This is a genomic window from Novosphingobium sp. (genome assembly GCF_965214355.1).
Lineage (GTDB): Bacteria > Pseudomonadota > Alphaproteobacteria > Sphingomonadales > Sphingomonadaceae > Novosphingobium.
On the sequence record NZ_CBDCBI010000002.1, the window covers coordinates 1442130 to 1465781 of the forward strand.

General features: G+C 64.4%; 26 protein-coding genes and 1 tRNA gene. 17 read left to right on the plus strand and 10 right to left on the minus strand.

Annotated elements, in window-relative coordinates; genetic code table 11:
• The first annotated feature begins 84 nt into the window (after positions 1-84).
• Both ACOOE2_RS07105 and ACOOE2_RS07110 read left to right on the plus strand, forming a co-directional pair.
• Positions 85-609 carry a 2'-5' RNA ligase family protein gene (locus ACOOE2_RS07105; RefSeq protein WP_420382316.1) on the plus strand — a complete coding sequence of 175 codons (525 nt, stop codon included), beginning with the start codon at positions 85-87 and terminating at the stop codon, positions 607-609.
• An 80-nt stretch (positions 610-689) separates the two neighbouring features.
• A complete protein-coding gene (locus tag ACOOE2_RS07110) occupies positions 690-2717 on the plus strand; it encodes a DUF2075 domain-containing protein (RefSeq protein ID WP_420382317.1) in 2028 nt (675 codons plus the stop codon).
• Between the two features lie 117 nt (positions 2718-2834).
• Here the strand turns inward: ACOOE2_RS07110 and ACOOE2_RS07115 are convergent.
• The 3 genes from ACOOE2_RS07115 to ACOOE2_RS07125 all read right to left on the minus strand — a co-directional run bounded on the left by ACOOE2_RS07115 (position 2835) and on the right by ACOOE2_RS07125 (position 5139).
• A tRNA-Thr gene (locus ACOOE2_RS07115) sits at positions 2835-2909 on the minus strand.
• 26 nt (positions 2910-2935) lie between these two features.
• Entirely contained in the window at positions 2936-3850 is a 915-nt protein-coding gene (locus tag ACOOE2_RS07120) for a hypothetical protein (RefSeq protein ID WP_420382318.1), read from the minus strand.
• Positions 3817-5139 carry a replication-associated recombination protein A gene (locus ACOOE2_RS07125; RefSeq protein WP_420382319.1) on the minus strand — a complete coding sequence of 441 codons (1323 nt, stop codon included), beginning with the start codon at positions 5137-5139 and terminating at the stop codon, positions 3817-3819. Before ACOOE2_RS07125 ends, ACOOE2_RS07120 begins: the two co-directional genes overlap by 34 nt.
• A 101-nt stretch (positions 5140-5240) precedes the next feature.
• On the opposite strand from ACOOE2_RS07125, the gene ACOOE2_RS07130 reads away from it, so the two are divergent.
• A complete protein-coding gene (locus tag ACOOE2_RS07130) occupies positions 5241-5933 on the plus strand; it encodes a PadR family transcriptional regulator (protein ID WP_420382320.1) in 693 nt (230 codons plus the stop codon).
• 101 nt (positions 5934-6034) lie between these two features.
• Here ACOOE2_RS07130 and ACOOE2_RS07135 read toward each other — a convergent pair whose 3' ends face one another.
• The gene (locus ACOOE2_RS07135; protein ID WP_420382321.1) at positions 6035-7243 is read right to left on the minus strand and encodes a glycosyltransferase family 4 protein; all 1209 of its coding nucleotides are present in this window, start codon (positions 7241-7243) and stop codon (positions 6035-6037) included.
• Positions 7244-7472: 229 nt separating this feature from the next.
• Here ACOOE2_RS07135 and ACOOE2_RS07140 point away from each other — a divergent pair, with 229 nt between their 5' ends.
• Positions 7473-7778, plus strand: a complete 306-nt coding sequence (locus ACOOE2_RS07140) for a hypothetical protein (protein WP_420382322.1) — start codon at positions 7473-7475, stop codon at positions 7776-7778.
• An 83-nt stretch (positions 7779-7861) separates the two neighbouring features.
• Here the strand turns inward: ACOOE2_RS07140 and typA are convergent, their stop codons facing one another.
• Positions 7862-9706: a translational GTPase TypA gene (gene typA, locus ACOOE2_RS07145; protein ID WP_420382323.1), complete on the minus strand. Its 1845-nt coding sequence runs from the start codon at positions 9704-9706 to the stop codon at positions 7862-7864.
• A gap of 294 nt (positions 9707-10000) precedes the next feature.
• On the opposite strand from typA, the gene ACOOE2_RS07150 reads away from it, so the two are divergent.
• Entirely contained in the window at positions 10001-10414 is a 414-nt protein-coding gene (locus tag ACOOE2_RS07150) for a DUF805 domain-containing protein (RefSeq protein WP_420382324.1), read from the plus strand.
• Positions 10415-10428: 14 nt separating this feature from the next.
• On the plus strand, positions 10429-10848 hold the full coding sequence (locus tag ACOOE2_RS07155) for a DUF805 domain-containing protein (protein ID WP_420382325.1): 420 nt from the start codon (positions 10429-10431) through the stop codon (positions 10846-10848).
• A 28-nt stretch (positions 10849-10876) separates the two neighbouring features.
• Here ACOOE2_RS07155 and ACOOE2_RS07160 read toward each other — a convergent pair whose 3' ends face one another.
• Both ACOOE2_RS07160 and ACOOE2_RS07165 read right to left on the minus strand, forming a co-directional pair.
• On the minus strand, positions 10877-13417 hold the full coding sequence (locus tag ACOOE2_RS07160) for an ABC transporter permease (RefSeq protein ID WP_420382326.1): 2541 nt from the start codon (positions 13415-13417) through the stop codon (positions 10877-10879).
• Entirely contained in the window at positions 13414-14133 is a 720-nt protein-coding gene (locus ACOOE2_RS07165) for an ABC transporter ATP-binding protein (RefSeq protein WP_420382327.1), read from the minus strand. Before ACOOE2_RS07165 ends, ACOOE2_RS07160 begins: the two co-directional genes overlap by 4 nt.
• A 167-nt stretch (positions 14134-14300) precedes the next feature.
• Between ACOOE2_RS07165 and ACOOE2_RS07170 the strand changes: the two genes are divergently transcribed.
• Positions 14301-14990: an arylesterase gene (locus tag ACOOE2_RS07170; RefSeq protein ID WP_420382328.1), complete on the plus strand. Its 690-nt coding sequence runs from the start codon at positions 14301-14303 to the stop codon at positions 14988-14990.
• 105 nt (positions 14991-15095) lie between these two features.
• Here the strand turns inward: ACOOE2_RS07170 and recF are convergent, their stop codons facing one another.
• The gene (gene recF / locus ACOOE2_RS07175; protein WP_420382329.1) at positions 15096-16172 is read right to left on the minus strand and encodes a DNA replication/repair protein RecF; all 1077 of its coding nucleotides are present in this window, start codon (positions 16170-16172) and stop codon (positions 15096-15098) included.
• 3 nt (positions 16173-16175) lie between these two features.
• On the minus strand, positions 16176-17216 hold the full coding sequence (gene pspF / locus ACOOE2_RS07180; RefSeq protein WP_420382330.1) for a phage shock protein operon transcriptional activator: 1041 nt from the start codon (positions 17214-17216) through the stop codon (positions 16176-16178).
• A gap of 160 nt (positions 17217-17376) precedes the next feature.
• Here pspF and ACOOE2_RS07185 point away from each other — a divergent pair, with 160 nt between their 5' ends.
• The 7 genes from ACOOE2_RS07185 (at position 17377) to ACOOE2_RS07215 (ending at position 20724) form a co-directional block, all read left to right on the plus strand.
• The gene (locus ACOOE2_RS07185; RefSeq protein ID WP_420384652.1) at positions 17377-17535 is read left to right on the plus strand and encodes a hypothetical protein; all 159 of its coding nucleotides are present in this window, start codon (positions 17377-17379) and stop codon (positions 17533-17535) included.
• A gap of 119 nt (positions 17536-17654) precedes the next feature.
• Positions 17655-18335: a phage shock protein PspA gene (gene pspA, locus ACOOE2_RS07190; protein WP_420382331.1), complete on the plus strand. Its 681-nt coding sequence runs from the start codon at positions 17655-17657 to the stop codon at positions 18333-18335.
• A gap of 3 nt (positions 18336-18338) precedes the next feature.
• Positions 18339-18641 (plus strand): envelope stress response membrane protein PspB, encoded by a 303-nt coding sequence (gene pspB / locus ACOOE2_RS07195; protein ID WP_420382332.1) that lies wholly within the window; start codon positions 18339-18341, stop codon positions 18639-18641.
• Positions 18638-19015, plus strand: a complete 378-nt coding sequence (gene pspC / locus ACOOE2_RS07200) for an envelope stress response membrane protein PspC (RefSeq protein ID WP_420382333.1) — start codon at positions 18638-18640, stop codon at positions 19013-19015. Before pspB ends, pspC begins: the two co-directional genes overlap by 4 nt.
• Before the next feature lie 45 nt (positions 19016-19060).
• A complete protein-coding gene (locus ACOOE2_RS07205; RefSeq protein ID WP_420382334.1) occupies positions 19061-19336 on the plus strand; it encodes a hypothetical protein in 276 nt (91 codons plus the stop codon).
• A 162-nt stretch (positions 19337-19498) separates the two neighbouring features.
• The gene (locus ACOOE2_RS07210; RefSeq protein WP_420382335.1) at positions 19499-19909 is read left to right on the plus strand and encodes a SufE family protein; all 411 of its coding nucleotides are present in this window, start codon (positions 19499-19501) and stop codon (positions 19907-19909) included.
• Positions 19906-20724, plus strand: coding sequence for an MOSC domain-containing protein (locus ACOOE2_RS07215; protein WP_420382336.1), 819 nt, complete (start codon positions 19906-19908; stop codon positions 20722-20724). Before ACOOE2_RS07210 ends, ACOOE2_RS07215 begins: the two co-directional genes overlap by 4 nt.
• Here the strand turns inward: ACOOE2_RS07215 and ACOOE2_RS07220 are convergent.
• Complete coding sequence (locus tag ACOOE2_RS07220) at positions 20721-21224, minus strand: sterol desaturase family protein (protein WP_420382337.1); 504 nt, start codon at positions 21222-21224, stop codon at positions 20721-20723. The genes ACOOE2_RS07215 and ACOOE2_RS07220 overlap by 4 nt on opposite strands.
• 92 nt (positions 21225-21316) lie before the next feature.
• Here ACOOE2_RS07220 and leuC point away from each other — a divergent pair, with 92 nt between their 5' ends.
• From leuC to leuD, 3 genes are all read left to right on the plus strand, one after another.
• On the plus strand, positions 21317-22750 hold the full coding sequence (gene leuC / locus ACOOE2_RS07225) for a 3-isopropylmalate dehydratase large subunit (RefSeq protein ID WP_420382338.1): 1434 nt from the start codon (positions 21317-21319) through the stop codon (positions 22748-22750).
• Positions 22751-22827: 77 nt separating this feature from the next.
• Positions 22828-23010, plus strand: coding sequence for a hypothetical protein (locus ACOOE2_RS07230; RefSeq protein WP_420382339.1), 183 nt, complete (start codon positions 22828-22830; stop codon positions 23008-23010).
• 9 nt (positions 23011-23019) lie between these two features.
• The gene (gene leuD / locus ACOOE2_RS07235; protein WP_420382340.1) at positions 23020-23616 is read left to right on the plus strand and encodes a 3-isopropylmalate dehydratase small subunit; all 597 of its coding nucleotides are present in this window, start codon (positions 23020-23022) and stop codon (positions 23614-23616) included.
• Positions 23617-23652: the final 36 nt, after the last annotated feature.

Sequence of the window (23652 nt, forward strand, 5' to 3'; positions counted from 1 at the left end):
GAACATTACGACCTTCGCCGAATTCTCCATCCACGGCTTTCCGGCTTGGCCGAGTGTTCCCGCCACCTCCCCTACAGACTGCTGATGCCCGCAGACCGCACACCCCACCTGGTGCTCGCGGTTTTGCCTGAGGCCGTCCAGGCGCGCCTCGACGCCCTGCGCCGCGCGCACTACCCGCCCGAACGCAACCACAACCCCGCGCACTGCACGCTGTTCCACGCCGTCCCGGGCATGGTCGCTGCTGAACTGGCCTCGGTCCTCGCGCGCCTGACCGCGCAAACTCCGCCCCCGCGCGCCCGCATAGACCGCGTGATCGACCTCGACGGCGGCACCGCGCTGGGGCTCGTCAGCCCCGAACTGCTCGACATCCGCGAAGCCCTGGCCGACCACTTTCACGGCCTGCTGACCGGCGGCGACGCCGTGCCCGCGCGCTTCCACATTACCGTGCAAAACAAGGTCGAACGCCGCACGGCACATATCCTGCAATCCGAGCTGGCGACAACATGGCGCGCAACCGACACGACCATCGTCGGCATTGCAGTCCACCGCGTGACCGACGGGCAGTGGCTTCCCGCCGGTTCGTGGCGTTTTCGCGCGCCGCGGCGTTGATCATCCAGATTCGTACGAGTTGATCGTTGCCGATATCGTCCGGCACATGAAAGCGTGATAAGGCCCCTGACGGGGGACGGATGCGCGCTTATTATTCTGCCGATCGCGATCGGTTCTATGCCGACAGTCCATCGCATATTCTGGGCGAACTGACGCGCTGGCACCATTTTGATGTCGAGGCCGGGCAAAGGCAGGCCTGGCTGAAGCAAATCGAGCTGTTGCGCAGCGCGTTGGCTGCAACGCCCGTATTTACGCTCTATTTCGAATTCGCGATTCCCCGCATGGGCCGGCGGGCCGACGTTGTCGTGATCATAGGAAATGCAATCTTCGTCCTTGAGTTCAAGGAGGGCCAGTCCCGGTTCGATGCTGCCGGCATAGAGCAAGTCGAAGACTACGCGCTCGATTTGAAGAACTTCCACGAAGGCAGCCACGGCCTCGCGATCTATCCGATCCTTGTGCCTACCGAGGCCCGATTATCGCGCAACATCCAGTTTGAATTGGCCTTTGACCACGTCGCCCGGCCTTTTTTGTTATGCCCGGCCGATTTGGGACCAATCATGCAAATGATCGGGTCAAGGCATTGCGCCCGGGATTTCCGGCCAGCGGCATGGGAGGCCAGCGGATATCGCCCCACGCCGACGATCATTCAGGCGGCAACCGCGCTCTATGCCCGCCACAACGTCGCAGACATTACCCGCAACGACGCCGGCGACATAAACTTGATATGCACCGAAGCCGTCGTCACCCGGGCGATCGAGGCCTGTCGCAACCACGGTGAGAAAGCGATCTGCTTCATCACGGGCGTACCAGGCGCTGGCAAGACCCTCGCCGGTCTCAACATCGCCACGCGGCGCAGCGAGCGCCAGGACGATGAACATGCCACGTTTCTATCGGGTAACGGTCCCCTGGTGGATGTCCTGCGCGAGGCTCTGGTGCGTGATCACCGCGCACGGACCGGTGGGCAACGTTCGGCTGCAGAGCGCCACGTGCAGGCGTTCATTCAAAACATTCATCACTTTCGCGATGAATACGTCCATTCCGATGCGGCGCCTTCCGATCATGTCGTGATCTTCGACGAAGCGCAACGCGCCTGGAACGAACGCAAGGCAGCGGCCTTCATGCGCCAGAAACGCGGAATTGCCGATTTCGCCATGTCCGAGCCGGAATTTCTGTTGGGGGTCATGGACCGGCACGCTGACTGGTGCACGATCATCTGTCTGGTCGGCGGAGGCCAGGAAATAAACGACGGAGAGGCCGGCCTGAGCGAATGGATGGCCGCGCTTGAAACCCGTTTTGCGCATTGGCGGGTCTATACGTCCGATCGCATCGACCATCCCGACTATGACCTCAATCAGAACGCACGCCGGTTTCTGACCGGTCCGCGTGTTTCGCTCTGCCCCGATTTGCACCTGGGCGTGTCGATGCGCTCCTTTCGCGCTGAAACTCTGTCTGACTTCATCTCTCATGTCGTCGACGGCGACGCCGATGCTGCTCGAGCGGCCCATGCCGAACTTGCGCATTACCCGATCGTGCTGACCCGAGATCTGGCAGAAGCCCGTTCATGGCTCAAAGGCAGGGCGCGTGGATCGGAGCGCTACGGCCTGGTTGCTTCGTCCGGTGCGCTGCGGTTGAAAGCCGAAGGGCTGAACGTCAAGGCCGCCATCGATCCGCCCAACTGGTTTCTCAACGCGCGCGACGATGTGCGTTCGTCGTATTACATGGAGGACGTCGCCAGCGAATTCGACGTTCAGGGCCTGGAACTCGATTGGACCGGTGTCTGCTGGGATGCCGATCTGCGCCATGATGGCGTGCGTTGGCAATCATACAAGTTCAAGGGCACCCGCTGGCAGTCGGTCCATGACCGGTTTGTGCGGCTCTATCTGAAAAATGCCTATCGTGTGGTGCTGACACGGGCGCGCCAGGGCATGGTCATCTATGTGCCGAAAGGTGACGATGACGATCCGACGCGGGTCCCCGGCTTCTACGACGGCATATTCGATTTCCTCAGGCGCTGCGGCCTGCCAATCCTGACCTCTGAAACCCCTGCGGTGGCGGCGCTGCAAGCCGCTACAACGCTGCCACTTCTGCCGGTTCGTGCCCAGCCATGATCGGCAGCACAGGAGACCGGCGCATATCCATGGACACGCGTGCCGATAATGCCGAGGCTGCGGCGATTGTGCTCGTTGGGCATGCGCTCGGGGCTCCTGCATCTCGTAAACGAGGAATGGTGCCGACAGAGGGATTTGAACCCCCGACCTTCGGTTTACAAAACCGCTGCACTACCACTGTGCTATGTCGGCACGCCTGAACGGACATGCGCATAGCCCTAATGCGCGCCAAAGGTCCAGCCCTCGGTGATGGCAATTTTTTCGGTCATGGCGGCGGGGTGCCATAATCGTGCGTCATGCGCGACGTGGCGCAACCATGCGGCGGTGATGATTGCGTCGCTGCGATGGTCGTCGATCGGGCCGGCGTGGCAGTGCGCGCGTGATCCGAGCGCGGCCAGTGCGGTGTCGAGATCAGCGCCGGTGCGGATTTTTGACCGGGCGGCGGTGCGGCCTGCGGCCATGGCGGCGATCGTGGTGTAGATTTCGCAGATCACCGAGCCGTGCGCGGGAAGGGGGTCTATCGGCCAGACCGGGATCGTGCGGTTCAGCGCGTGGAGCACGCGCATGCCGGTCAGGCTGGATTTGCCGACTTGCGAGGCGCCGACGAGGTTGAAATTGGACGTGGGTTTGCAGCCCATCGCTTCCTGCGCGCGTTCGGTCACGCGCATGCGGCCGCGGCCGGGGGTGAACAGGTCGCCCTGGCGGCCGCCGTGACGACGGAAATGGCGGGCAATGTCTTCGTGATCGACAAAGCTGGTGGCCGCATGGTGCGCGTCGCTGGCGGCCATATTTTCGACCAAAGCCCACAACGCATGCGCATCGGATGGGCTATCAGCCCAGCCGGGGAAGAATGCGCCGGCATCGGCGAATGGCAGCGATATGCCCAGGTCCATTCCGACGAGCGTGCCGGGCGCCATATCGCGCTGCAGCCACCCGAGTACGTCGGCACGCGACCACACGTGCCCGGGCCGCACGATCTGCGGCGCACGATCGTCGTGATCGCACAGCGCAACAGCGATCCCGCGCTGCCGTTCGCCGACCGCACCCGACCAGTCGATCGCCGCGAAATGCCGAAAATCTCTTCCCGAACGGGGAGGAGTCACGGGCGTTCGGTTCGTTTCTTGTCCCACCATTCCAGGCGGCGGAGTACTTCGCGTTCGAAGCCGCGCTCGACCGGGCGGTAGAATGTCTGGCGGGTCATGCCCTCGGGCCAGTAGTCCGCGCCAGAAAACCCGTCGGGCGCGTCATGGTCGTAGGCATAGTCGGCGCCATAGCCGATGTCCTTCATCAGCTTGGTCGGCGCGTTGAGGATGTTGGACGGCGGGCTGAGCGACCCGGTTTCGCGCGCGCTGGCAAACGCGGCCTTTTGCGCCTTGTAGGCCGCATTCGATTTGGGCGCGGTAGCGCAATAGAGGCACGCCTGGACGATCGCCAGCTCGCCCTCGGGGCTGCCGAGGAAGTCGTAGGCGTCCTTGGCCGCGAGGCACTGGATCAGCGCCTGCGGGTCGGCCAGGCCGATGTCTTCGCTGGCAAAGCGCACCAATCGGCGCAACACGAACATCGGATCTTCGCCCGCGACCAGCATCCGCGCGAGGTAGTACAACGCCGCCTGCGGGTCCGATCCGCGCAAGGTCTTGTGCAGCGCGGAAATCAGGTTGTAGTGCCCGTCGCGGTCCTTGTCGTAGACCGCCATGCGCCGCATCAGGAATTTCGACAGGCCCGCCGGATCGAGTGGCGCGGGCAGCGACACATCAAGCAGCATTTCGGCCTGGTTGATCAAAAATCGGCCGTCGCCATCGGCCGAGGCGACCAGCGCCTCACGCGCGGGCGGGGTCAGCGGCAGGATCACGCCGGTTTCCTCTTCGACGCGCGACAGAAGTTTGGTGAGTGCGGCGGGATCCAGCCGGTGCAGGATCAGCACCTGGGCGCGGCTGAGCAGCGCGGCGTTCAGCGCGAAGCTGGGGTTTTCGGTCGTCGCGCCGACCAGCGTCACCACACCGCGTTCGACAAATGGCAGGAACCCGTCCTGCTGCGCGCGGTTGAAGCGGTGGATCTCGTCGACGAACAGCAGCGTACGCCGGCCGATCGTGGCCATGCTTTCGGCTTCGGCAAACGCCTTGCGCAGATCGGCAACGCCCGAAAACACCGCGCTGATCGAAACATAGCGCATGCCCACGGCATCGGCGAGCAGGCGCGCGATCGTGGTCTTGCCCGTGCCTGGCGGGCCCCACAGGATCATCGATGACAGTTTGGCCGCCGCGACCATGCGCCCGATCGCGCCTTCGGGCCCGGTCAGGTGATCCTGGCCGATCACGTCCGCCAGCCGTTTTGGGCGCAGACGTTCGGCCAGCGGTTCCTGGTCCGGATTTAGCGCGCGCGCGCGAGGCTCGTCGGCAGGGGAGGGGGCGAACAGATCGGACATGGTGTGCCCCCATATAGGACGGCATCGAAAAATTATCACGGGGGACTTGTCAGATCGTTTTAAAGATATATCTTAGACGCATCGAATCGAGAGGAGATAGTATGCGTTTCGACAAAAGGTCGCACAGCGACCGTAACAAGAGCGCCCACTGGGCGCATATGATGGGCCATATCGGCATGGCGGGCATGGAATTCATGCGTGCCGGCGGGCGTGGCGGACCGTTTGGCCGCCACGGTGGCGATTTCGGCGATGAAGGCCGCGGGCCTGGTCATGGGCGTGGTGGTTTTGGCGGCGGCTTTGGCGGTGACGGTTTCGGCCGGGGTCGTGGCCGCGGCGCGCGGATGTTTGGCCAGGGCGAGTTGCGCCTGCTGCTGCTCAGCCTGCTCGCCGGCGAAAACCGCCATGGCTATGACCTGATCAAGGCGGTCGAAGACCTGACCGGAGGCGCTTATGCGCCAAGCCCGGGCGTGGTCTATCCGACGCTGTCACTGCTGGTGGATGAGGGCCTGATCGCCGAAACCCCGGGCGAGGGCGCGCGCAAGGCGTTCGCCGCAACCGATGCAGGCCGGGCCGAGGCCGAAAGCCGCAGCGAGGAGATCGCGACGATCATCGAACGGCTGAAAGCGCTGGCCGATGCGACCAGCCGCGAATCGAGCCCGCCGGTGATGCGCGCGATGGCCAATCTTAAGCTGGCGCTGCGCGGCCGGGTCTTTGCGACCGGGTTCGACGAAAGCGTCGCGCATCAGATCGCCGATGTGCTGGATGAAGCCGCGCGCAAGATCGAGCGGCTGTAAGGGACGAGGCGCCGATAACTGCCTTTATCGGGAAGTCGGCGCCTTGTTTCTTAGATGAATAACAAAACCCGAGCGATATCTGTTCGATAACAGAAAAAACCCTACCGCTGTGCACGCTTCTGGCGGATCAGGCGCAGGTATGTTTCCGCCACCGCTCTGTTGATCCGGTCCCAGCTGAAATCGTGGCTGCGCAGTTCGCCCGCCGCGCCGTGCCGCGCGCGCAAGGCAGGGTCGGTGACGTACGCGCGCAATGCCTCGGCAAACGAATGAATCGCCCCGGGGCGGATCAGGCGGCCGTTGACGTGGTTTTCGACCAGGCTTTCGCTGCCGGTGGCTTCGGCCGCCACGACGGGCAAGGCGCAGGCCATCGCCTCAAGCGTGACATTGCCGAAGGTCTCGGTAACCGACGGGTTGAACAGCACATCCATCGACGCGACCGCGCGGCCAAGATCGGTCCCGCCCTGGAACCCGACGAACACCGCGTGCGGCAGCCGTGCCTGGAACCACGCGCTGGCCGGGCCCTCGCCGATGACCATGACTTTGTGCGCAAACCCGCGCCTGGTCAGGTCATCGATCGTGTCGGCAAAGACATCGAGGCCTTTTTCCATCACCAGACGACCCAGAAAGCCGATCACGACATCGTCATCGGCGATGCCGTTTTCGCGCCGCCACGCCATGTCGCGGCGCCCGGGGTGAAACGTGTCGCGATCGACCCCGCGCGACCATAGCGAGATATCGTAATTCATCCGCTGATCGCGCAGCACTTGCGCCATCGATTCCGACGGCGCGACCAGGCCGTCGCAACGGCGATAGAACCTGCGCAGCACCGCGGTTAGGATCGGCTCGATCCACGCGAGATTGTAATAGCGCGGATAGGTATCGAACCGGGTGTGGACACTGGCCAGCACCGGCAATTGCCGCCGCCGCGCCCACGATACCGCGCGGTGGCCCGCCACATCGGGTGACGAGACATGCACGGCATTGGGCGCAAAGGCGATCAGGTCGCGCCGGGCACGCGGGCCCAGTGCAAACGGAATGCGGTATTCGCTGCGCCCGGGCAGCGGCATGGCGGGCACATCGACGAGATCGCCCGTTGGAGGAAACGCCGGCTCGTCGACCACGGGTGCATAGACGCGCACTGCCGCGCCGTGGCGCAAAAGATAGCCGACCAGCCGGTTGAGCGCCTGGTTCGCACCATCGCGGACGTAGTTGTAATTGCCGCTGAACAGCGCGAGGCGCAAACCAGACAGATCGGGCCCTGGTTCATCCGTGGCTGGCAGCGTATCCGGGTTTGACGAAATCATTGGCATCGCGCGCCCATAACGGGGTTGGCGGTCGTTGTCGCGTGTTGTCGCACCGGTCGCCGGGTGATCGGGTGCAGGCCGGACTTAAATTTGGCCCCAGACTTAAATTCGGCCCAGACTTAAATTCGGCCCAGACTTAAATTTGGCTCAGACTTAAATTCGCCTATGACCAACCGTTCTGCCGATAACGGACGCGTCTGTTGTGACTGCAGGTCCGCGACAGTGGAGCCTGTGCATGATCGGTATCAGCAGTATTGCCTCGGCCCTCGGCCTGAATCCGCTCGATGCGTTGACGAGCGCCGTCCGGCAGGCTGGCGCAACGGCCAACCCATCCGCCGCTGCCGCCGCGCAGTCTGCCGCGCAGACAGCGGCTGCCGCGGCCGGCACGGTAACGCCCCATGCGCATCACCGCCACCACGGTGCTGGCGAGGCATCGCCGGCCGGCGCGTTTGTCGGCACGCTGGAAACCGCCCTGGCGTCGCTGAGCGCGAGCGAACGATCGTCCGCCGCCGGGACCAGGACAGCGGCAACGCTCACCTGACAAGCAAGACGGCGCAAAGGTTCCCTCTTGCGCCGTCTTTGATCCTATCAGGTCCGCGCCGATCGCTGGCCCGGATGGAAAAGTCAGGCGACTTCCTTGCGGCGGCCGGCTTTCTTGCGCTCGTTCGGATCGAGCAGCGTCTTGCGCACGCGGATCGACTTGGGCGTCACTTCGACCATTTCGTCGTCGTCGATATAGGCGATTGCCTGTTCCAGCGTCATGATCTTTGGCGGGGTCAGGCGGATCGCGTCGTCCTTGCCGGTCGAACGGAAGTTGGTCAGCTGTTTCGATTTCAGCGGATTGACTTCCAGATCATCAGGCTTGGCATTTTCGCCGATGACCATGCCTTCATAGACTTTTTCCTGCGGGCTGACGAACAGGATGCCGCGCTCTTCCAGGCTGTTCAGCGCGTATGACACCGCTTCGCCGGTGGCATTGGAGATCAGCACGCCGTTCTGGCGGCCTTCGATCAGGCCCTTGTGCGGCGCATATTTTTCAAACAGGCGGTTCATGATCCCGGTGCCGCGCGTGTCGGACAGGAATTCGCCGTGATAGCCGATCAGGCCGCGCGACGGCGCCGAAAACGTGATGCGCGTCTTGCCCGCGCCCGATGGGCGCATGTCGGTCAGTTCGGCCTTGCGGCGCTGCATCTTTTCGACAACGTTGCCCGAATATTCGTCGTCAACGTCGATCAGCACGGTTTCGTACGGTTCGGTGCGGCCGCCCTTTTCGTCGGTGCCAAACAGCACGCGCGGACGGCTGATGCCAAGCTCGAAGCCTTCGCGGCGCATCGTTTCGATCAGCACGCCCAGCTGCAATTCGCCGCGGCCGGCAACTTCGAAGCTGTCCTTGTCGGCGCTTTCGGTCACGCGGATCGCGACATTGGTTTCGGCTTCGCGCGTCAGGCGATCGCGGATCATGCGGCTCGTCACCTTGTCGCCTTCGCGGCCCGCAAACGGGCTGTCGTTGACGGCAAAGCGCATCGCCAGCGTCGGCGGATCGATCGGCTGCGCATAGATCGGCACGGTGACCGACGGATCGGCGATCGTGTTGGCCACGGTCGCCTTTTCCAGGCCGGCCAGCGCGATGATGTCACCGGCGCGGGCTTCGTCGACAGGCACGCGTTCCAGGCCATCGAACGACATCAGTTTCGACGCGCGACCCACTTCGACCACTTTGCCGTCACGGTCGATCGCGTGGATCGGCTGGTTGACGCGGATCGTGCCCGACTGGACGCGGCCGGTCAGCACGCGGCCGAGAAAGTTGTCGCGATCCAGCAGCGTTGCCAGAAAACTGAACGGTGCGTCGGCGTCGAGGCCCGGCGAGGGCACATGGCTGACGATCTTTTCGAACAGCGGAATGAGAGTGCCTTCGCGAGCGGCTTCGTCGACGCTGGCATAGCCGTTGCGGCCCGAGGCATAGAGCACGGGAAATTCGAGCTGTTCATCGCTGGCTTCCAGCGCCACGAACAGGTCGAACACTTCGTCGAGCACTTCCTGGGCGCGTTCGTCGGCGCGGTCGATCTTGTTGACGACCACGATCGGCTTCAGTCCGAGCGCGAGCGCCTTGCCTGTTACGAACTTGGTCTGCGGCATCGCGCCTTCGGAACTGTCGACCAGCAGGATCACGCCGTCGACCATCGACAGGATGCGCTCGACTTCGCCGCCGAAATCGGCGTGGCCGGGGGTGTCGACGATGTTGATGCGGGTGGTTTCACCGTTCGCCGGGTTCGTCCATTCGACCGAGGTGCACTTGGCCAGGATGGTGATCCCGCGTTCTTTTTCCAGATCGTTGGAATCCATCGCGCGCTCTTCCACGCGCTGGTTGTCGCGGAACGTACCCGACTGGCGGAACAGCTGGTCGACGAGCGTGGTCTTGCCATGGTCGACGTGGGCGATGATCGCGATATTGCGCAGGGCGCTGGACATCAAAAAGGCTTTCGCTGTTGGTGCGGCGTTTTGGGGGCCGGAATTATGAAAGGGGCGTCTTCTGGCGCAATCTTACCCGGCGATGCGTGTCTGGCCTGCCATCACGGTGGGACCATACGCATAGCCGGAACGCACGCCCGGGTTGGGCGGGCCCTTACCGTCGTTTGTGCGCTGCGGCAAGTGGGTGTTTTTGCGAGCGTCGGAGAGGGGTGCGGGAATTGCTTGCCCAAAACGCGCGACCGTGGCCTAAATACTGCCGGGGTGCGATAACGGTCGCACATCGGGGGACAACTCATGGAATCGATGTTTCTGCCGTTTCGCCGGTATGCCGAATTCAGCGGGCGTTCGGGCCGCCGGGAATACTGGATGTTTTTCTTGTTGTGCATGATCGTTTATACCGTGCCGACGATATTACTGGTGATTGGCATGGCTCAGCGCGCGGCGCAGCCAGGCTCGGGGTCGGCGCTGGTCCCGATAGCCTTCGGCGTGTTCGGCGTGTTTGCGCTGGTTGCATTCATTCCTACGATCGCGGTGCAAGTGCGCCGGTTCCACGATCAGGACAGATCGGGCTGGATGGTGCTGCTGGCGCTGATACCCTATCTGGGTGGCCTCATCGTGCTGGTTTTTATGTGTCTGGATGGTACGCGCGGGGGCAACCGGTTCGGCCCCGATCCGCGCGATCCTTATAACACCAATGTGTTTGGTTGATCGGAGCCGTTGCCATGTTGACTTGGATGTTCATGCCGTATCGCCGCTACGCCGAATTCGGCGGGCGCTCGCAACGTGCCGAATACTGGTATTTTTCGCTGTTCCTGTTTCTGGTGGCGGTCCTCATGACCGCGATCTTTGCCCATCCGACCGAAATCAGGGCGCCAGGGTTCATGTCGTACAATTACGGGCTGACTGGCATTCCCGGCGCGGTGCTGAATATCTTCAACCTCGCCAGCTTTATCCCGAGCCTTGCGGTTGGCGTGCGGCGCCTGCATGATCAAGACCGCAGCGGTTGGCTCATGCTGCTGATCCTTATTCCGCTCCTGGGCTGGTTTGCGCTGTTCGTGCTGATGTGCCTGGATGGCACGCACGGGCCGAATTCCTACGGGCCCGACCCGAAACACACCAGCGACGTCGACGCGTTCAGCTGAACCAACCCAACGAATAAGAGGAAAATTCCTAAAGTTCGCGCAGCGCCTTGGCGGGGCGCGTGCGCAGGATCGACAGCGAACCGCCCAGCGCCAGCGCCATGACCAGCACGAGGCCAACCACCAGCACGCCCAGGATGCGCGGCCAGTCGGGCAGCCACGCGAACTTGAACAGCCATACCGTCACCGCCCACGCGGTTGCCGTACCAAGCCCAAGAGCGACCACGCCCAGGATCGCACACAACAGCCCGTATTCGGCCATGACCAGCGCCAGCAATTGCCGCCCGCTGGCGCCCAGCACGCGCAGGATGACCGTGTCGTACTGCCTGCTGGCACGCTGCGCCGCGATCGCGCCGGCCAGCACCGCCAGGCCCGCCAGCACGGCGACCGAGGCCGCCGCCAGCACCGCGGTGCTGACTTCGCTCAGGATCGCACGCGCTTCGCCCAAAACCTGGCCGACCTCGATGACCGAGCTTGCCGGCATCGCGCGCACCAGCCCCGACAGGATCGCGCGGCGCACCGGCGCGGTCTTGCTGACGGCGGGCAGTTCGATCGTGCCGGCCAGGCTGTGCGGCGCATCGGCGATCGCATTGGGGCTGAACACCAGCACATAGTTGAACCCGAAACTGTCCCAGTCGATCCGGCGGAACGAGCCGATCGTCGCGCTGCGCTCGACGCCCAGCAGCGATATCGTGATCCGGTCGCCCAGACGCAATCCAAGCGTCTGCGCCAGTTTTTCATCGATCGAAACTTGCGGCGGGCCGGCATAATGCTGCGGCCACCAGCGCCCGGCCGTGACCACGTTGCCCTGCGGCACGGTATCTGCAAACGTCAGCCCGCGATCACCGCGCAGCGCCCAGGCATCGTCGGGGATCATCTTGAGATCGGCCACGCGTGTCATATGCGACGCCGGGCCATAAGCAAGGATCGCCCCGCGCATCGACGGCACCGCGCGCACCACCGCGCCTGGCGCAATCGCGGCGACAATGCTGCGGAACTGCGCCTCCTTTGCGGTCGGCACGTCGAGGACGAAATAATCCGGCGCGCGCGCCGGAACGCGCTTGGCGATATTGCCGTCGAGGCTGGTTTCGACGCCCGCCATGACGACGAATGCGGCGAGCGCAAATCCCAGGGCGACGACCAGCGCGGGCGTCTGAGACCCAGGCCGGTGGAGATTGCCCAGCGCCATGCGTGCGATCGTGCCACGCGGGCGCGGGATGCGTGCCGCCAGCCACGTCAGGCCCCAACCCAGTGCGCCGAGCAGGGCAAACAGCGCCGCCGCACCGCCGAGGAAACCCAGCGCCAGCAATGGCTGCGGCGCGGGGATCACCGCCAGCGCGACAATGCCCAGCAGCCCGCCGCCGACCGGCACCAGTGCCAGCCGCCACGGCAACACCAGTGGCGACACCCGCGCACGCAACAGCGCCATTGCGGGAAACGCGCGTGCGCGCAGCAGCGGCGGCGCGGCAAAGGTCATCGCGATCAGCAACCCTTGCGCCACTGCGGTGCCCAGCGCCCTGGAATCGACCACCAGTCCGGTCGCAACAGGCAGGATGCCGCGCAAGGCCAGCCCGATCAGCGGCGTTGCCAGCAGGCCGATGGCCAGCCCGATCACGATCGCGACCAGGCTGGCAGTGGCGATCTGCAGCGCAAAGATCCGTGTGATATCGCCGCTCGTCGCGCCCAGGATTTTCAGCGTGGCGATCGTGCCGCGTCGCGCGTCGAGAAAACCGGTCACGCCATTGCCGATACCGATGCCGGCGATCGCCAGCGCGGCCAGCGCGACCAGCAGCAGGAATTGCCCCAGCCGCGAGACGAACCGGTCGAGCCCGGGCGAAGCGCGGTCGCGGGTGCGGAATTCGAACCCGGATGAAGGAAATGCGGCCTTGAACGTGTCGATCGCGGCGTGCGGATCGGCGGCGGGCGCCATGCGCACGCGGTATTTGAATCTTACCATCGCGCCGGTCGAGACCAGCCCGGTCTGCGCCAGCGCGGCGGTGCCGATGATCACCGTGGGGCCGAGCGAAAAGCCTTCGCCCAGACGATCGGGCTCGTCGCCGATCACCCCGCCGATCACGAGGTCTGCTGCGCCGATCAGCAGATGATCGCCCGGCGCAACGCCCAGCCGGTCGGCGACGCCCGATGCGATCCACGCCTGGTTGCCGACAGGTGCGCCCGCATTGCGCACCGGATTGACCAGGGTGAATGTACCATACAGCGGCCAGTGGCTGTCGACCGCTTTCAGTTCGATCGGCACAGCCGCGTCGCTGCCCGGCTTGCGCGCCATCGCCTGCATTCGTGCGCCGGCAGACACGCTGCCGACATGCGCAATCGCCGCGTATTCGCGCGCGCTCGCGGGCCTCGCCGCGACGGTGAACTCGGCATCACCGCCCAGCATCGTGCGCCCGCGCGCGGTCAATTCATGGTCGATCGCACCGGTCAGCGTACCGATTGCGGCCAGAGCCGCCGCGCCGAGCACGAGGCACGCGAACAGCAGCCGCAACCCCTTGAACCGCCAGTCGAGCCCGCGCCGCGCCATGCGCCACGCCATTGTCCAGGAGAGGGTGCTCATGCGCGCGTCTGATCGCTGACGATGTGTCCGTCTTCCAGCCGCACGATCCGCCGGCAACGCTGCGCCAGCGCTTCATCGTGCGTCACCATCACCAATGTCGCGCCCGCCGCTTGCGCGCGCGCAAACAGCAGGTCGGCGACTGCGGTGCCGGTGGTGTGATCGAGGTTTCCGGTCGGTTCGTCGGCAAACAGGATCGCCGGCGCCGGGGCCAGCGCGCGCGCAATCGCGACTCGCTGCTGCTCTCCGCCCGACAACTGCGCGGGATAATGGCCCAGCCTGTGCCCAAGCCCGACCGCGACCAATTCGTCCTGCGCGAGCGCCATCGCCTTGTCATGCCCGGCCAGTTCGAGCGGCGTCGCGACATTTTCAAGCGCGGTCATCGTCGGCAGCAGGTGAAACGCCTGCAGGATGATGCCGATCCGCCCGCGCCGCGCGGTCGCGAGCCCGTCTTCATCGAGCGCGGAAAAATCCTGCCCGGCGACGTGCAAGGTGCCGCTGTCGGCGCGTTCCAGCCCCGACAGCACCGACAATAGCGAAGATTTGCCCGATCCCGATGGCCCGAGCAGTGCCACCGTTTCTCCCGCCGCTACAGTCAGGTCGATCCGATCCAGTACGGTAACAAGGCCGTCGCCTTCGCCCAGGGCGAGCGTGATGGCCTGGGCACGGATGATGACGGTTGTGTCGGAAGGGGCGATTTGCGGGGGGGTGCTTGTCACGGCGCCTGCCTGACATAGATAGGGCGCAGCCTCAAGCTTTTGCGAAACGAGCCCCCATGCGCCTACGGATTTGTACTTCAGGATTGTTGGCGGGGTCGCTTGCGCTGGTTTTGGCCGGTTGTGGGCACGCACCGTCATCCGGGGGCAACGATGCGCCCGATGCCGGAATGGTGGGACCGGCCGATGGCGGTTCGACGCAGGCCCGCGCTGTGGTGCCCGCAGATGCGCCGGTGATTCTGGCGTTCGGCGACAGCCTGTATGCCGGATACCGGCTCGAACCCAACGACAGCTACCCGGCGCAGCTCGAAGTCGCGCTGAATGTGGCTGGCGTGCCCGCGCGCGTGATCAACGCCGGGGTTTCGGGCGATACGACGGCGGCGGCGCTGCAACGGCTGGCATTCACACTCGACAATCAGCCCAGAAAACCGGCGCTGATGATGGTTGGTCTTGGCGGCAACGACATGCTGCGCGGCCTGCCGCCGGCAGACACGCGCGCCAATATGGAGGCGATCGTCAGCGCGATCGAGGCGCGGCATATTCCCGTCTTGCTGACCGGGATGCTCGCCGGGCACAACCTGGGTGCCGATTACGACCGCGCGTTCAATCCGATCTGGCCGCAGCTGGCGCGCGAGCACCACACAGCGCTGGTGCCGTTTTTCCTGCAGGCGATCATCGGCAACAGCGCGCTGCAACTCGACGACCATGTGCATCCCAACCGCGCGGGAGTCGCCGCAATCGTGCGCGCAACCGAGCCGGTGGTGGCAACGGCGCTGAGAAATCCTCCCCGGAACGGGGAGGGGGACCGCCCGCAGGGTGGTGGAGGGGCAGTGCCTCATGGTGCTAACCGGGCAATGTAGCGCTGTCAGCGGCTGCGGGTGGGGGCTAGTTCATCGAAGGAATCCCTTGGGGCAACGCCCCTCCACCACGCTTCGCGCGGTCCCCCTCCCCGTTTCGGGGAGGATTTAGGCGCGTTGTACCCCACCATCGGCGACGTGCCAGAATGTCGCAGTCGCCGGCAGATCGGCAAACGGCGCCGGCTCGGTGCCGGTCATCCACACTTGCGCGCCCGACGCTGCCAATCGCGCATACAGCGCTGTACGCCGTAGCGGATCGAGATGCGCGGCGATCTCGTCGAGCAGCAATAGGCGCGGGCGCGCGCTGTCGTCGCCCAGTTCGGCATGCGCGAGCACGATGCTGATCAGCATCGCCTTCTGCTCGCCGGTCGAACAGTGTTCCGCCGGCACGTTCTTCGCCGCCATCGTAACCGCCAGATCGTCGCGATGCGGACCGACCAAGGTGCGCCCGGCGGCGCGATCGCGGCGGCGGGTGTCTTTCAGCATGGCCGCCAGCGCGACCGCGTCATCGGGCGTTTCACCGGTATAGGCCAGCAGCGGCCGCGCAAATGGCCCATCGGGTTCGGCCGCAATCGCACAATCCAGCCGCCGCACCAGCGTGCGCCGCGCCGCCGCAATCGCCGCGCCGCATTCGGCCAGTTGCCCCTCCAGCGCATCGAGCCACGCCGGATCGGGCTCGGCAGGATCGGACAACAGCCGGTTGCGTTCGCGAAGGGCGGTCTCGTAGCGCGTTGCCCTGCGCGCATGCGCGGGCTCCACCGTCAGCACCAGCCGATCGACAAACCGCCGCCGCGCGCTGGCACCTTCGGCAAACAGCCGGTCCATGGCAGGCGTCAGCCAGGTGATCGACAGCCATTCGGCCAGCCGGGTCGAAGGTCCCTCGGCGCCATTGATCCGCACCGTGCGGCGATTGGGCGCAGTCGGTGCCGTCGTGGTACCCAGTGCGATCGTGCCGTGTTCCAGGTCCGCCGCGACGGCAAATCCGCCAGCGCCGTTGGCAGCGGCCATGTCCAGCGGCTGCGCACGGCGAAGCCCGCGCCCGGGCGCAAACAGGCTGATCGCTTCCAGCACATTGGTCTTGCCTGCGCCGTTTTCTCCGGTCAGCACATTGAATGTCGCCATGGCGTCCAGCCGGGTCGCGCCATGGTTACGAAAATCGCGCAGAGTCAATCGGGTAAGCGCCAAAGTTCAGGTCCGGTCGATCAGGCCGTGACGGCGCAGGCAATGGCGCAACTGGTCGTAACTCAGGCCCAGTGCCTTGGCCGTCTGGCGCTGGTTGAACCGGTTCTTGCCCAGGTGGTGATCGATGATCGCACGCTCGTGCGCGTCGACCGCCGCACGCAGATCGGTCACTGTCTCGAAATAGCGGGCCAGATCGGATGAGGGTACCGTGATCGCGGTTTCGGCCGGCGGCAGGATCTCGATCGCGCGCCCGCCCAATTGCCCGGCCGGTTTCCATGGGCTGTCGAACGGGTCGAACTGCACAGCGCCGATCGCGCGCGCCGGATTGTCCCAGCGATACACCGCACGTTCCACGACATTGCGCAGTTCGCGTACATTTCCCGGCCACGGGTGCATATCGAGCGCGTCGGCCACGTCATCGGCAAACCCGGGCCAGATATCCCATTCGAGCTCTGCGGCCATGCGCCGGCCGAAATGATCCGCCAGCACCGCGATATCGCCGTCGCGCACGCGCAGCGGGGGCAGGGTGATCACCTCGAAACTCAGCCGGTCGAGCAGATCGGGGCGGAACCGTCCGGCCAGCGCCATCGCCGGCAGATCCTCGTTGGTGGCGGCCACGATCCGCACATCGACGTGCAACGGCCGTGACGCGCCGATCCGTGTGACTTCGCCGTATTCGACCACGCGCAACAGGCGTTCCTGCGCCGCCATCGACAGCGTGCCCAGTTCGTCAAGGAACAGGGTGCCGCGATTGGCCTCCTCAAAGCGGCCGGCGCGGGCGCGCGAGGCGCCGGTAAACGCGCCCGCCTCGTGCCCGAACAGTTCCGCCTCGATCAGCGTTTCGGGCAGTGCGGCGCAGTTCATCGTCACCAGCGGTTCCTGCCATCGTGGCGACAGGTGGTGCAGCCGTTCGGCGATGAGTTCCTTGCCGGTGCCGCGCTCGCCGATGACCAGCACCGGGCGGCGCAGCGGCGCGGCGCGGCTGGCGCGCTCGATCGCGTCGAGAAACGGGCTGGCCTGGCCGATTAGCTGTGTGGCGCGATCCATTCCCAACCAATAGCAAATTGCACCATGTTTGGGCAAGATTTCCCATGTCTGAACGACCGCACTGTGGCGAAAACCGCGGAAAAGCGCCATTGCGGGCAATTGGCACGGCTCGTGCAGTTATGGTGATGTGGCCCAATCGGGCTTGTTCAGGAGAATGGTCGTGTTCAACAGCCGCTTTTTCGCATCGCCCCTCGGCCGCGCCGCGATCGCCAGCATCCTGGCCCTGACCGCGCTGTCGGGCGTCGCGATGTCGCACCGCGCCGCGGCTGCGCCGCTGGTGTTTGCCAGCCCTGCTGCCATTACCGGTGAGCTTGCATGAATTCGCCATTCGCCCCGGCTTCGCGGCTTGATCGCGCGATCGCTGCCCGGATCGTCGATCACGACGCACCGCCTGAAACCCGTTTCGCCCCCCGTCAGACCCGCGCTGGAGCAATGCCCATGGGAATTTTTTCGCGAACCCGCGATATCATCGCCGCCAATTTTACCGACCTGCTCGAGCGCGCGGAAGACCCAGCCAAGATGATCCGCATGATCATCATGGAAATGGAGGAAACGCTGGTCGAAGTGCGCGCCACCGCCGCGCGCAGCATTGCCGATCAAAAGGAAATGCAGCGCCATATCGACCGCCTGGTACGGTTGCAGGACGATTGGGCGGACAAGGCGCAATTGGCGCTGTCGAAATCGCGCGAGGATCTGGCGCGCGCCGCCCTGGTGGAAAAGAAGAAGGCCACCGACATGGCCGAGCAGTTGCGCGGCGAAATCGGCATACTGTCCGGATCGCTGCAGGCGTATGAAGTCGATATCGACAAGCTGCAGACGCGGTTGCGCGAAGCGCGCCACCGCCAAAGCGCGATCGCTGCGCGGCTGGAAAGCGCCGAAAACCGCGTGCGGCTGAAAAAGCTGATGACCAGCGAACGGGTGGACGAGGCGCTGTCGCGCTTCGACCAGCTCGAACGGCGGGTCGATGATGCCGAAGGCCGCGCCGATTCGCTCGATCTGGCCGGCGCCAAGCCGACGCTGGCCGACGAGATTGCTGCGCTGGCATCCGAAGATCGTATCGATGCGGAGCTGGAAGCGATGAAGAAATCGCTTCGCATCGAACCAGCAAAGGAGGGCTGAGCGATGGAAGCCGGTGATGTCCTGGGATTGTTCGCAATCGTCTCGCTGTTTATTTTCCTGCCGTGGATCATCCTGCATTATGTGACGAAGTGGAAAACCGCCTCGACGCTGACAACGGGTGACGAAGCGCTGCTCGATGAGCTGTATCATCTGGCGCGCAGGCTTGAGGATCGCGTCAATACGGTCGAGCGGCTGGTTGCGGCCGATCACCCCGATTTTCGCCCGTTGGGGCGTAGCATGACTGTCGATGAACCAATCAGCGAGCTGGAACGCATGCTCGCCGACCAGAAGGGGTTTCGCCCATGAACACCGTGCGCACGAAATTTTATCGCGACAGGATCAATGGCAAATGGCTGGGCGTGTGTTCGGGTATCGCCGATTACACCGGCCTCGATGTGCTGTGGGTGCGGCTGGGATTTGTCGTTGCGACACTGTGCGGGCTTGGCTTTGTGCCGGTGATCTATATCGTGCTCGGGATATTCGCCAATGCCAAGCCGTACGGCCTGTATACCGATGCCCGCGAAGAGAAATTCTGGCAGGGCGTACGCCAGTCGCCGACGCGGACGTCGCGCGAAGTGCGGGCGCAGTTTCGTGAAATCGATCGCCGCCTGGCCGAAGTCGAAGCGTATTATGTCTCGTCCAATCCGAGACTTGCGAATGAAATCGAACAACTACGCTGAAGTCCGGCGCGACGTTCAAATAGTCTTTTTTCGGGGGAATGTATCATGCTTGCCCAAGACCTGGCCGTCCTGATCCCGCTGGCCCCGTTCATGCTGGGAGGATTCGCGATCTGGACGCGGCACAACCGCCAGGTCGAAACGATCAGGGCCACCGCCGCGAGTGACGCTGCCTCGCAATACGTCGCGCATACCGAACGGCTGGAAGAACGGGTGCGCGTGCTGGAACGGATCATTACCGATCGCGGCACCAGTCTTGCGCACGAGATCGAATCGCTGCGCGGCATCGACAGCGCGTCGGTGATCGACAAGAAACTGCAGTGACGCCTGTTCCATCTTTCCTCCGCACGTCGCTCCGGGCTTGACCCGGGCCCCGGCTTCCTTTCTTGAGTCTGTGTGCCCCAAAGGCAGCGGTTCCCGCCCCGGACCTGATCCGGGGCGGGGATGGCGCGATCGGGGCGTGATGGATCAGCCTGGGCGGACGTGATGCGCACACTCGATGACATTTACGAAGAGTATGAATTCCTCGATGGCGATGATCGCTATCGCCTGCTGATCGATCTGGGCCGCGAACTCGAACCGATGCCCGATGCGCTCAAGACCGATGCCACGCTGGTGCGCGGCTGTTCGGCAAGTGTATGGGTCTATCCGCTGGATGGCGCAGACGACGGCTTGCATTTCCTGGCCGACAGCAATGCGGCGATCACCAAGGGAATCGTCGCGCTGGTGCTGGCGGCCGTTCAGGGCCAGACCGCGCGTACAGTCGCCGACAGCGATATCGCAGGAGCGCTGGCACGGTTCGATCTCAAAAATCAGTTATCGTCCAACCGCACCCAGGGCGTGCCCAACATGATCGCACTGGTCCGCCAACACGCTGCGCGGATCGCCACGGCATGACCATGCGTGTCGCTGCGATCTGGCGTTACCCGGTGAAATCGCTTGGCGGACAAGAGGTGCCCAGCGCCGCGATCGAGGCACGCGGCGTTGCCCATGACCGCCGCTGGATGGTGACGACGCCCGAAGGGCGGTTTCTTACCCGGCGCGAATTGCCTGCGATGGCGCATTTTCATGCCGCGCCGACGATCGGCGCGGGAATAGTCTTGTCGCATCGTGATGGCACATCGCTCGCGGTGCCCGTGCCCGACAACGCGCCGCTGGTACGGGTTCGGGTGTGGGGCGATCACGTCGCGGCGCACGATGCCGGCGATCCTGCGGCGCAATGGCTGTCGGCTTTGCTGGGGCAAGCCATGCGACTGGTTCACCTGCCCGATGGCGTGCGCCGGCCGGTGGCGGATGGCGAAGTCACCGACCATGTCAGCTTTGCCGATGGTTTTCCGCTGCTGGTAACGGTGACTGCATCGCTCGACGCGCTCAATCGGGAATTGGCCAGTCCGATCCCGATGGCGCGTTTCCGGCCGAATCTGGTAATCGAAGGCGCGCCCGGGGCATTTGCCGAAGACGGTTGGCAGCGTTTGCAGATCGGCCATGTTTCGGTGCGCGTGGTCAAGCCGTGCACGCGTTGCGTCATCACGACACAAGATGTCGACACCGGCGAAGTGATCGATCGTCTGGAACCCTTGCGCACCTTGCGTGCGATGGGCCGGGTCATGCCGGGTGACAGCAAATTGCGCGAACCGATTTTTGGCCGAAACGCGATCCCCGATGGGCTGGGCACGATTGCGGTCGGCGATGTCGTCTCGGTAACTGCCTAGAACGCGTCCCGGACGATCGCAGTCCCGTCCTGACGCTGTTTCTGAAGTTCGCGTTTCAAGGCCTTGGGATCGCGCGCGAAAACGAAGCCAAAACTTACCCCGCCTGCTTTGCCGATCGTCGCATGGTGCAGCTTGTGCGCCTGGACCAGGCGCTTGGCATAGCCGCCGCGCGGTACGTAGCGAAACCAGCGCTGGTGGACCAGGCCGTCATGCACCGCTGTATAGATCACGCCATAAGCCATCACGCCAAGCCCGACCCAGGTGCCCGGCCACCATGCCGCACCGCCGAGGACCAGCGGGCTGCCGATCGCGAAAAAGCTGATCGAGATTACCGCACCGACCACTGCGAAAAGGTCGTTCTTTTCCAGGAACCCGTCATGCGGTTCGTGATGATCGCGGTGCCAGGCCCAGCCAAAGCCGTGCATCACATATTTGTGGCTGGCCCAGGCCAGGCATTCCATCGCAAGCGCAGCGGCAACGACAATCAGCAGATAGATCATGGCAACGCTATACCCGCCTTGGGCGCTGAACGCTACGCGCCAAAATGAACCGCTGCCTTGAAATAAAGGGCAGACAGGATTACCCGGCAGGCATGACCACGAAAAATCCGCGCACGTTGTATCAGAAGATCTGGGACGCTCACGTTGTCGAAACCCGCGACGATGGCACCAGCCTGCTCTACATCGATCGGCATCTCGTCCACGAAGTGACCAGCCCGCAGGCGTTCGAGGCACTGCGGCTCGCCGGGCGCACGGTTCGCCGGCCCGACCTGACTCTGGCGGTGCCCGATCACAACCTGCCGACGACGGCGCGGCGCGATGCGAACGGTGCGCGCATTCCGATCGCCGATGGCGAAAGTGCGCAGCAACTCGCCGCGCTGGAGCGCAATGCGCCCGAATTCGGCATTCGCTACATCGGTGATTCCGATCTGGAGCAGGGCATCGTCCACGTTGTTGGGCCCGAGCAGGGGTTTTCGCTGCCCGGTGCCACCATCGTATGTGGCGACAGCCATACCGCGTGTCATGGCGGGCTGGGCGCGCTGGCGTTCGGGATCGGCACCAGCGAGGTCGAGCATGTGCTCGCGACGCAGACGCTGTTGCTCAAGCAATCGAAATCGATGGAAGTGCGCGTCGAGGGTGAATTGACCCCGGGCGTGACCGCCAAGGATGTCGTGCTGCATATCACCGGGGTGCTCGGCGCAGCGGGCGGCAGTGGCTATGTAATCGAATACACCGGCGCGGTGATCCGCGCGCTGTCGGTCGAGGGGCGCCTGACGGTGTCGAACATGGCGATCGAACATGGCGCACGCGCCGGCCTGATCGCGCCCGATGCCAAGACGATCGCCTATGTCAAAGGCCGCCCTTATGCGCCAAAGGGCGCCGAATGGGATGCTGCCGTGGCATGGTGGACCAGCCTTGCGACCGATGCCGGTGCGACATACGACAAAGTCGTGGTGATCGATGCCGCCGATATCGCGCCGAGCGTGACCTGGGGCACCAGCCCCGAGGACGTTCTGCCGATCACCGGCGTGGTGCCCGCGCCCGAAACCTTTGCCGACCCATCGAAGCGCGAGGCGGCGGCGAAGTCGCTGGCCTACATGGGCCTGGAGCCGGGCCAGCCGCTGAACGCGGTCGCGATCCAGAACGTGTTCATCGGCAGCTGCACCAACAGCCGGATCGAGGATCTGCGCGCGGCGGCCGCCGTGCTCAAGGGCCGGCACAAGGCCGACAGCGTCAAATGGGCCATCGTCGTGCCAGGGTCCGGACTGGTCAAGGCGATGGCAGAAGCCGAAGGGCTGGACCGGGTGTTTACCGATGCCGGATTCGAATGGCGCGAGCCGGGTTGTTCCGCGTGCCTGGGCATGAACCCCGACAAGGTCCCGGCGGGCGAGCGCTGCGCCTCGACCAGCAATCGTAATTTTGTCGGACGCCAGGGGCCGGGTGCGCGCACGCATCTGGTAAGCCCGGCGATGGCTGCGGCCGCGGCCGTGGTGGGCCATCTGACTGATGTGCGCGAACTGGTCTGATCGATGGCCCGTTCAAGCCTGGGACATGCAACCCATGCCAGGGCCGGTGTCGGAACCAAACGAAGGGAGTGACGGGTGTGAGCAAGGACGACGAAATTTCCGAAGCATTGACCGGATCGTGGGCCGGGGCTGCTGCCATCGCCGGCGCGGCGATCGGTTCGGCAGCGGTGGCTGCGGCACTGCTCTATGCCTCGCGCCGCAAGGATCGCGCCGACAGAAAGCCCGCAGTCCTGCATCATACGCCCCCTGAAACGGATTGATCGCCAGCAATGGAACCTGTCAACACCATCAACGGTCGTGCTTATCCGTTTGCGCAGAAAAACGTCGATACCGACGTGATCATCCCGTCGCACTGGCTCAAGACGATCACACGCGAAGGTCTGGGACGCGGCGCGTTCGAGACGTTGCGCACCGATCCCGACAACCTGTTCGACAGCGCGGAATTCAAAGGGTCGCCAATCCTGATCGCGGGCGACAATTTCGGGTGCGGGTCGAGCCGCGAACACGCCGCCTGGGCGTTGCTCGACCTGGGCGTGCGTGCGGTGATCGCGCCATCGTTCTCGGACATTTTTTCGGGGAACGCGTTCAAGAACGGCATTCTGACCGTGGTCCTGCCGCAAGCCGCCATCGATCGCCTGGTCGAAGTGGCGAGGACCGAGACGATCCATATCGATCTCGAACATCAGACCGTGACGACGCCGTTCCAGGATCGCTATACCTTTGAAATCGATCCGTTTCGCAAGACCTGCCTGCTGGGCGGGCTCGATGAAGTCGGGCTGACACTGGCGCGCGATACCGCGATCGGTGCATTCGAGCACGTCGTGCGCACCGAGCGGCCATTCCTGGCGAGCAGCATCGCGGCTTAAACGCGCGATTAAAAGGCTTTCCATCCCGGATATTTC

Bases quoted from the DNA above. Each gene is read 5' to 3' on its own strand.
- ACOOE2_RS07105 (WP_420382316.1), top strand. From the start codon at position 85: ATGCCCGCAGACCGCACACCCCACCTGGTGCTCGCGGTTTTGCCTGAG.
- ACOOE2_RS07110 (WP_420382317.1), top strand. From the start codon at position 690: ATGCGCGCTTATTATTCTGCCGATCGCGATCGGTTCTATGCCGACAGT.
- ACOOE2_RS07120 (WP_420382318.1), bottom strand. From the start codon at position 3,850: ATGGTGGGACAAGAAACGAACCGAACGCCCGTGACTCCTCCCCGTTCG.
- ACOOE2_RS07125 (WP_420382319.1), bottom strand. From the start codon at position 5,139: ATGTCCGATCTGTTCGCCCCCTCCCCTGCCGACGAGCCTCGCGCGCGC.
- ACOOE2_RS07130 (WP_420382320.1), top strand. From the start codon at position 5,241: ATGCGTTTCGACAAAAGGTCGCACAGCGACCGTAACAAGAGCGCCCAC.
- ACOOE2_RS07135 (WP_420382321.1), bottom strand. From the start codon at position 7,243: ATGCCAATGATTTCGTCAAACCCGGATACGCTGCCAGCCACGGATGAA.
- ACOOE2_RS07140 (WP_420382322.1), top strand. From the start codon at position 7,473: ATGATCGGTATCAGCAGTATTGCCTCGGCCCTCGGCCTGAATCCGCTC.
- typA (WP_420382323.1), bottom strand. From the start codon at position 9,706: ATGTCCAGCGCCCTGCGCAATATCGCGATCATCGCCCACGTCGACCAT.
- ACOOE2_RS07150 (WP_420382324.1), top strand. From the start codon at position 10,001: ATGGAATCGATGTTTCTGCCGTTTCGCCGGTATGCCGAATTCAGCGGG.
- ACOOE2_RS07155 (WP_420382325.1), top strand. From the start codon at position 10,429: ATGTTGACTTGGATGTTCATGCCGTATCGCCGCTACGCCGAATTCGGC.
- ACOOE2_RS07160 (WP_420382326.1), bottom strand. From the start codon at position 13,417: ATGAGCACCCTCTCCTGGACAATGGCGTGGCGCATGGCGCGGCGCGGG.
- ACOOE2_RS07170 (WP_420382328.1), top strand. From the start codon at position 14,301: ATGGTGGGACCGGCCGATGGCGGTTCGACGCAGGCCCGCGCTGTGGTG.
- pspF (WP_420382330.1), bottom strand. From the start codon at position 17,216: ATGGATCGCGCCACACAGCTAATCGGCCAGGCCAGCCCGTTTCTCGAC.
- pspA (WP_420382331.1), top strand. From the start codon at position 17,655: ATGGGAATTTTTTCGCGAACCCGCGATATCATCGCCGCCAATTTTACC.
- pspB (WP_420382332.1), top strand. From the start codon at position 18,339: ATGGAAGCCGGTGATGTCCTGGGATTGTTCGCAATCGTCTCGCTGTTT.
- pspC (WP_420382333.1), top strand. From the start codon at position 18,638: ATGAACACCGTGCGCACGAAATTTTATCGCGACAGGATCAATGGCAAA.
- ACOOE2_RS07205 (WP_420382334.1), top strand. From the start codon at position 19,061: ATGCTTGCCCAAGACCTGGCCGTCCTGATCCCGCTGGCCCCGTTCATG.
- ACOOE2_RS07210 (WP_420382335.1), top strand. From the start codon at position 19,499: ATGCGCACACTCGATGACATTTACGAAGAGTATGAATTCCTCGATGGC.
- ACOOE2_RS07215 (WP_420382336.1), top strand. From the start codon at position 19,906: ATGACCATGCGTGTCGCTGCGATCTGGCGTTACCCGGTGAAATCGCTT.
- ACOOE2_RS07220 (WP_420382337.1), bottom strand. From the start codon at position 21,224: ATGATCTATCTGCTGATTGTCGTTGCCGCTGCGCTTGCGATGGAATGC.
- leuC (WP_420382338.1), top strand. From the start codon at position 21,317: ATGACCACGAAAAATCCGCGCACGTTGTATCAGAAGATCTGGGACGCT.
- leuD (WP_420382340.1), top strand. From the start codon at position 23,020: ATGGAACCTGTCAACACCATCAACGGTCGTGCTTATCCGTTTGCGCAG.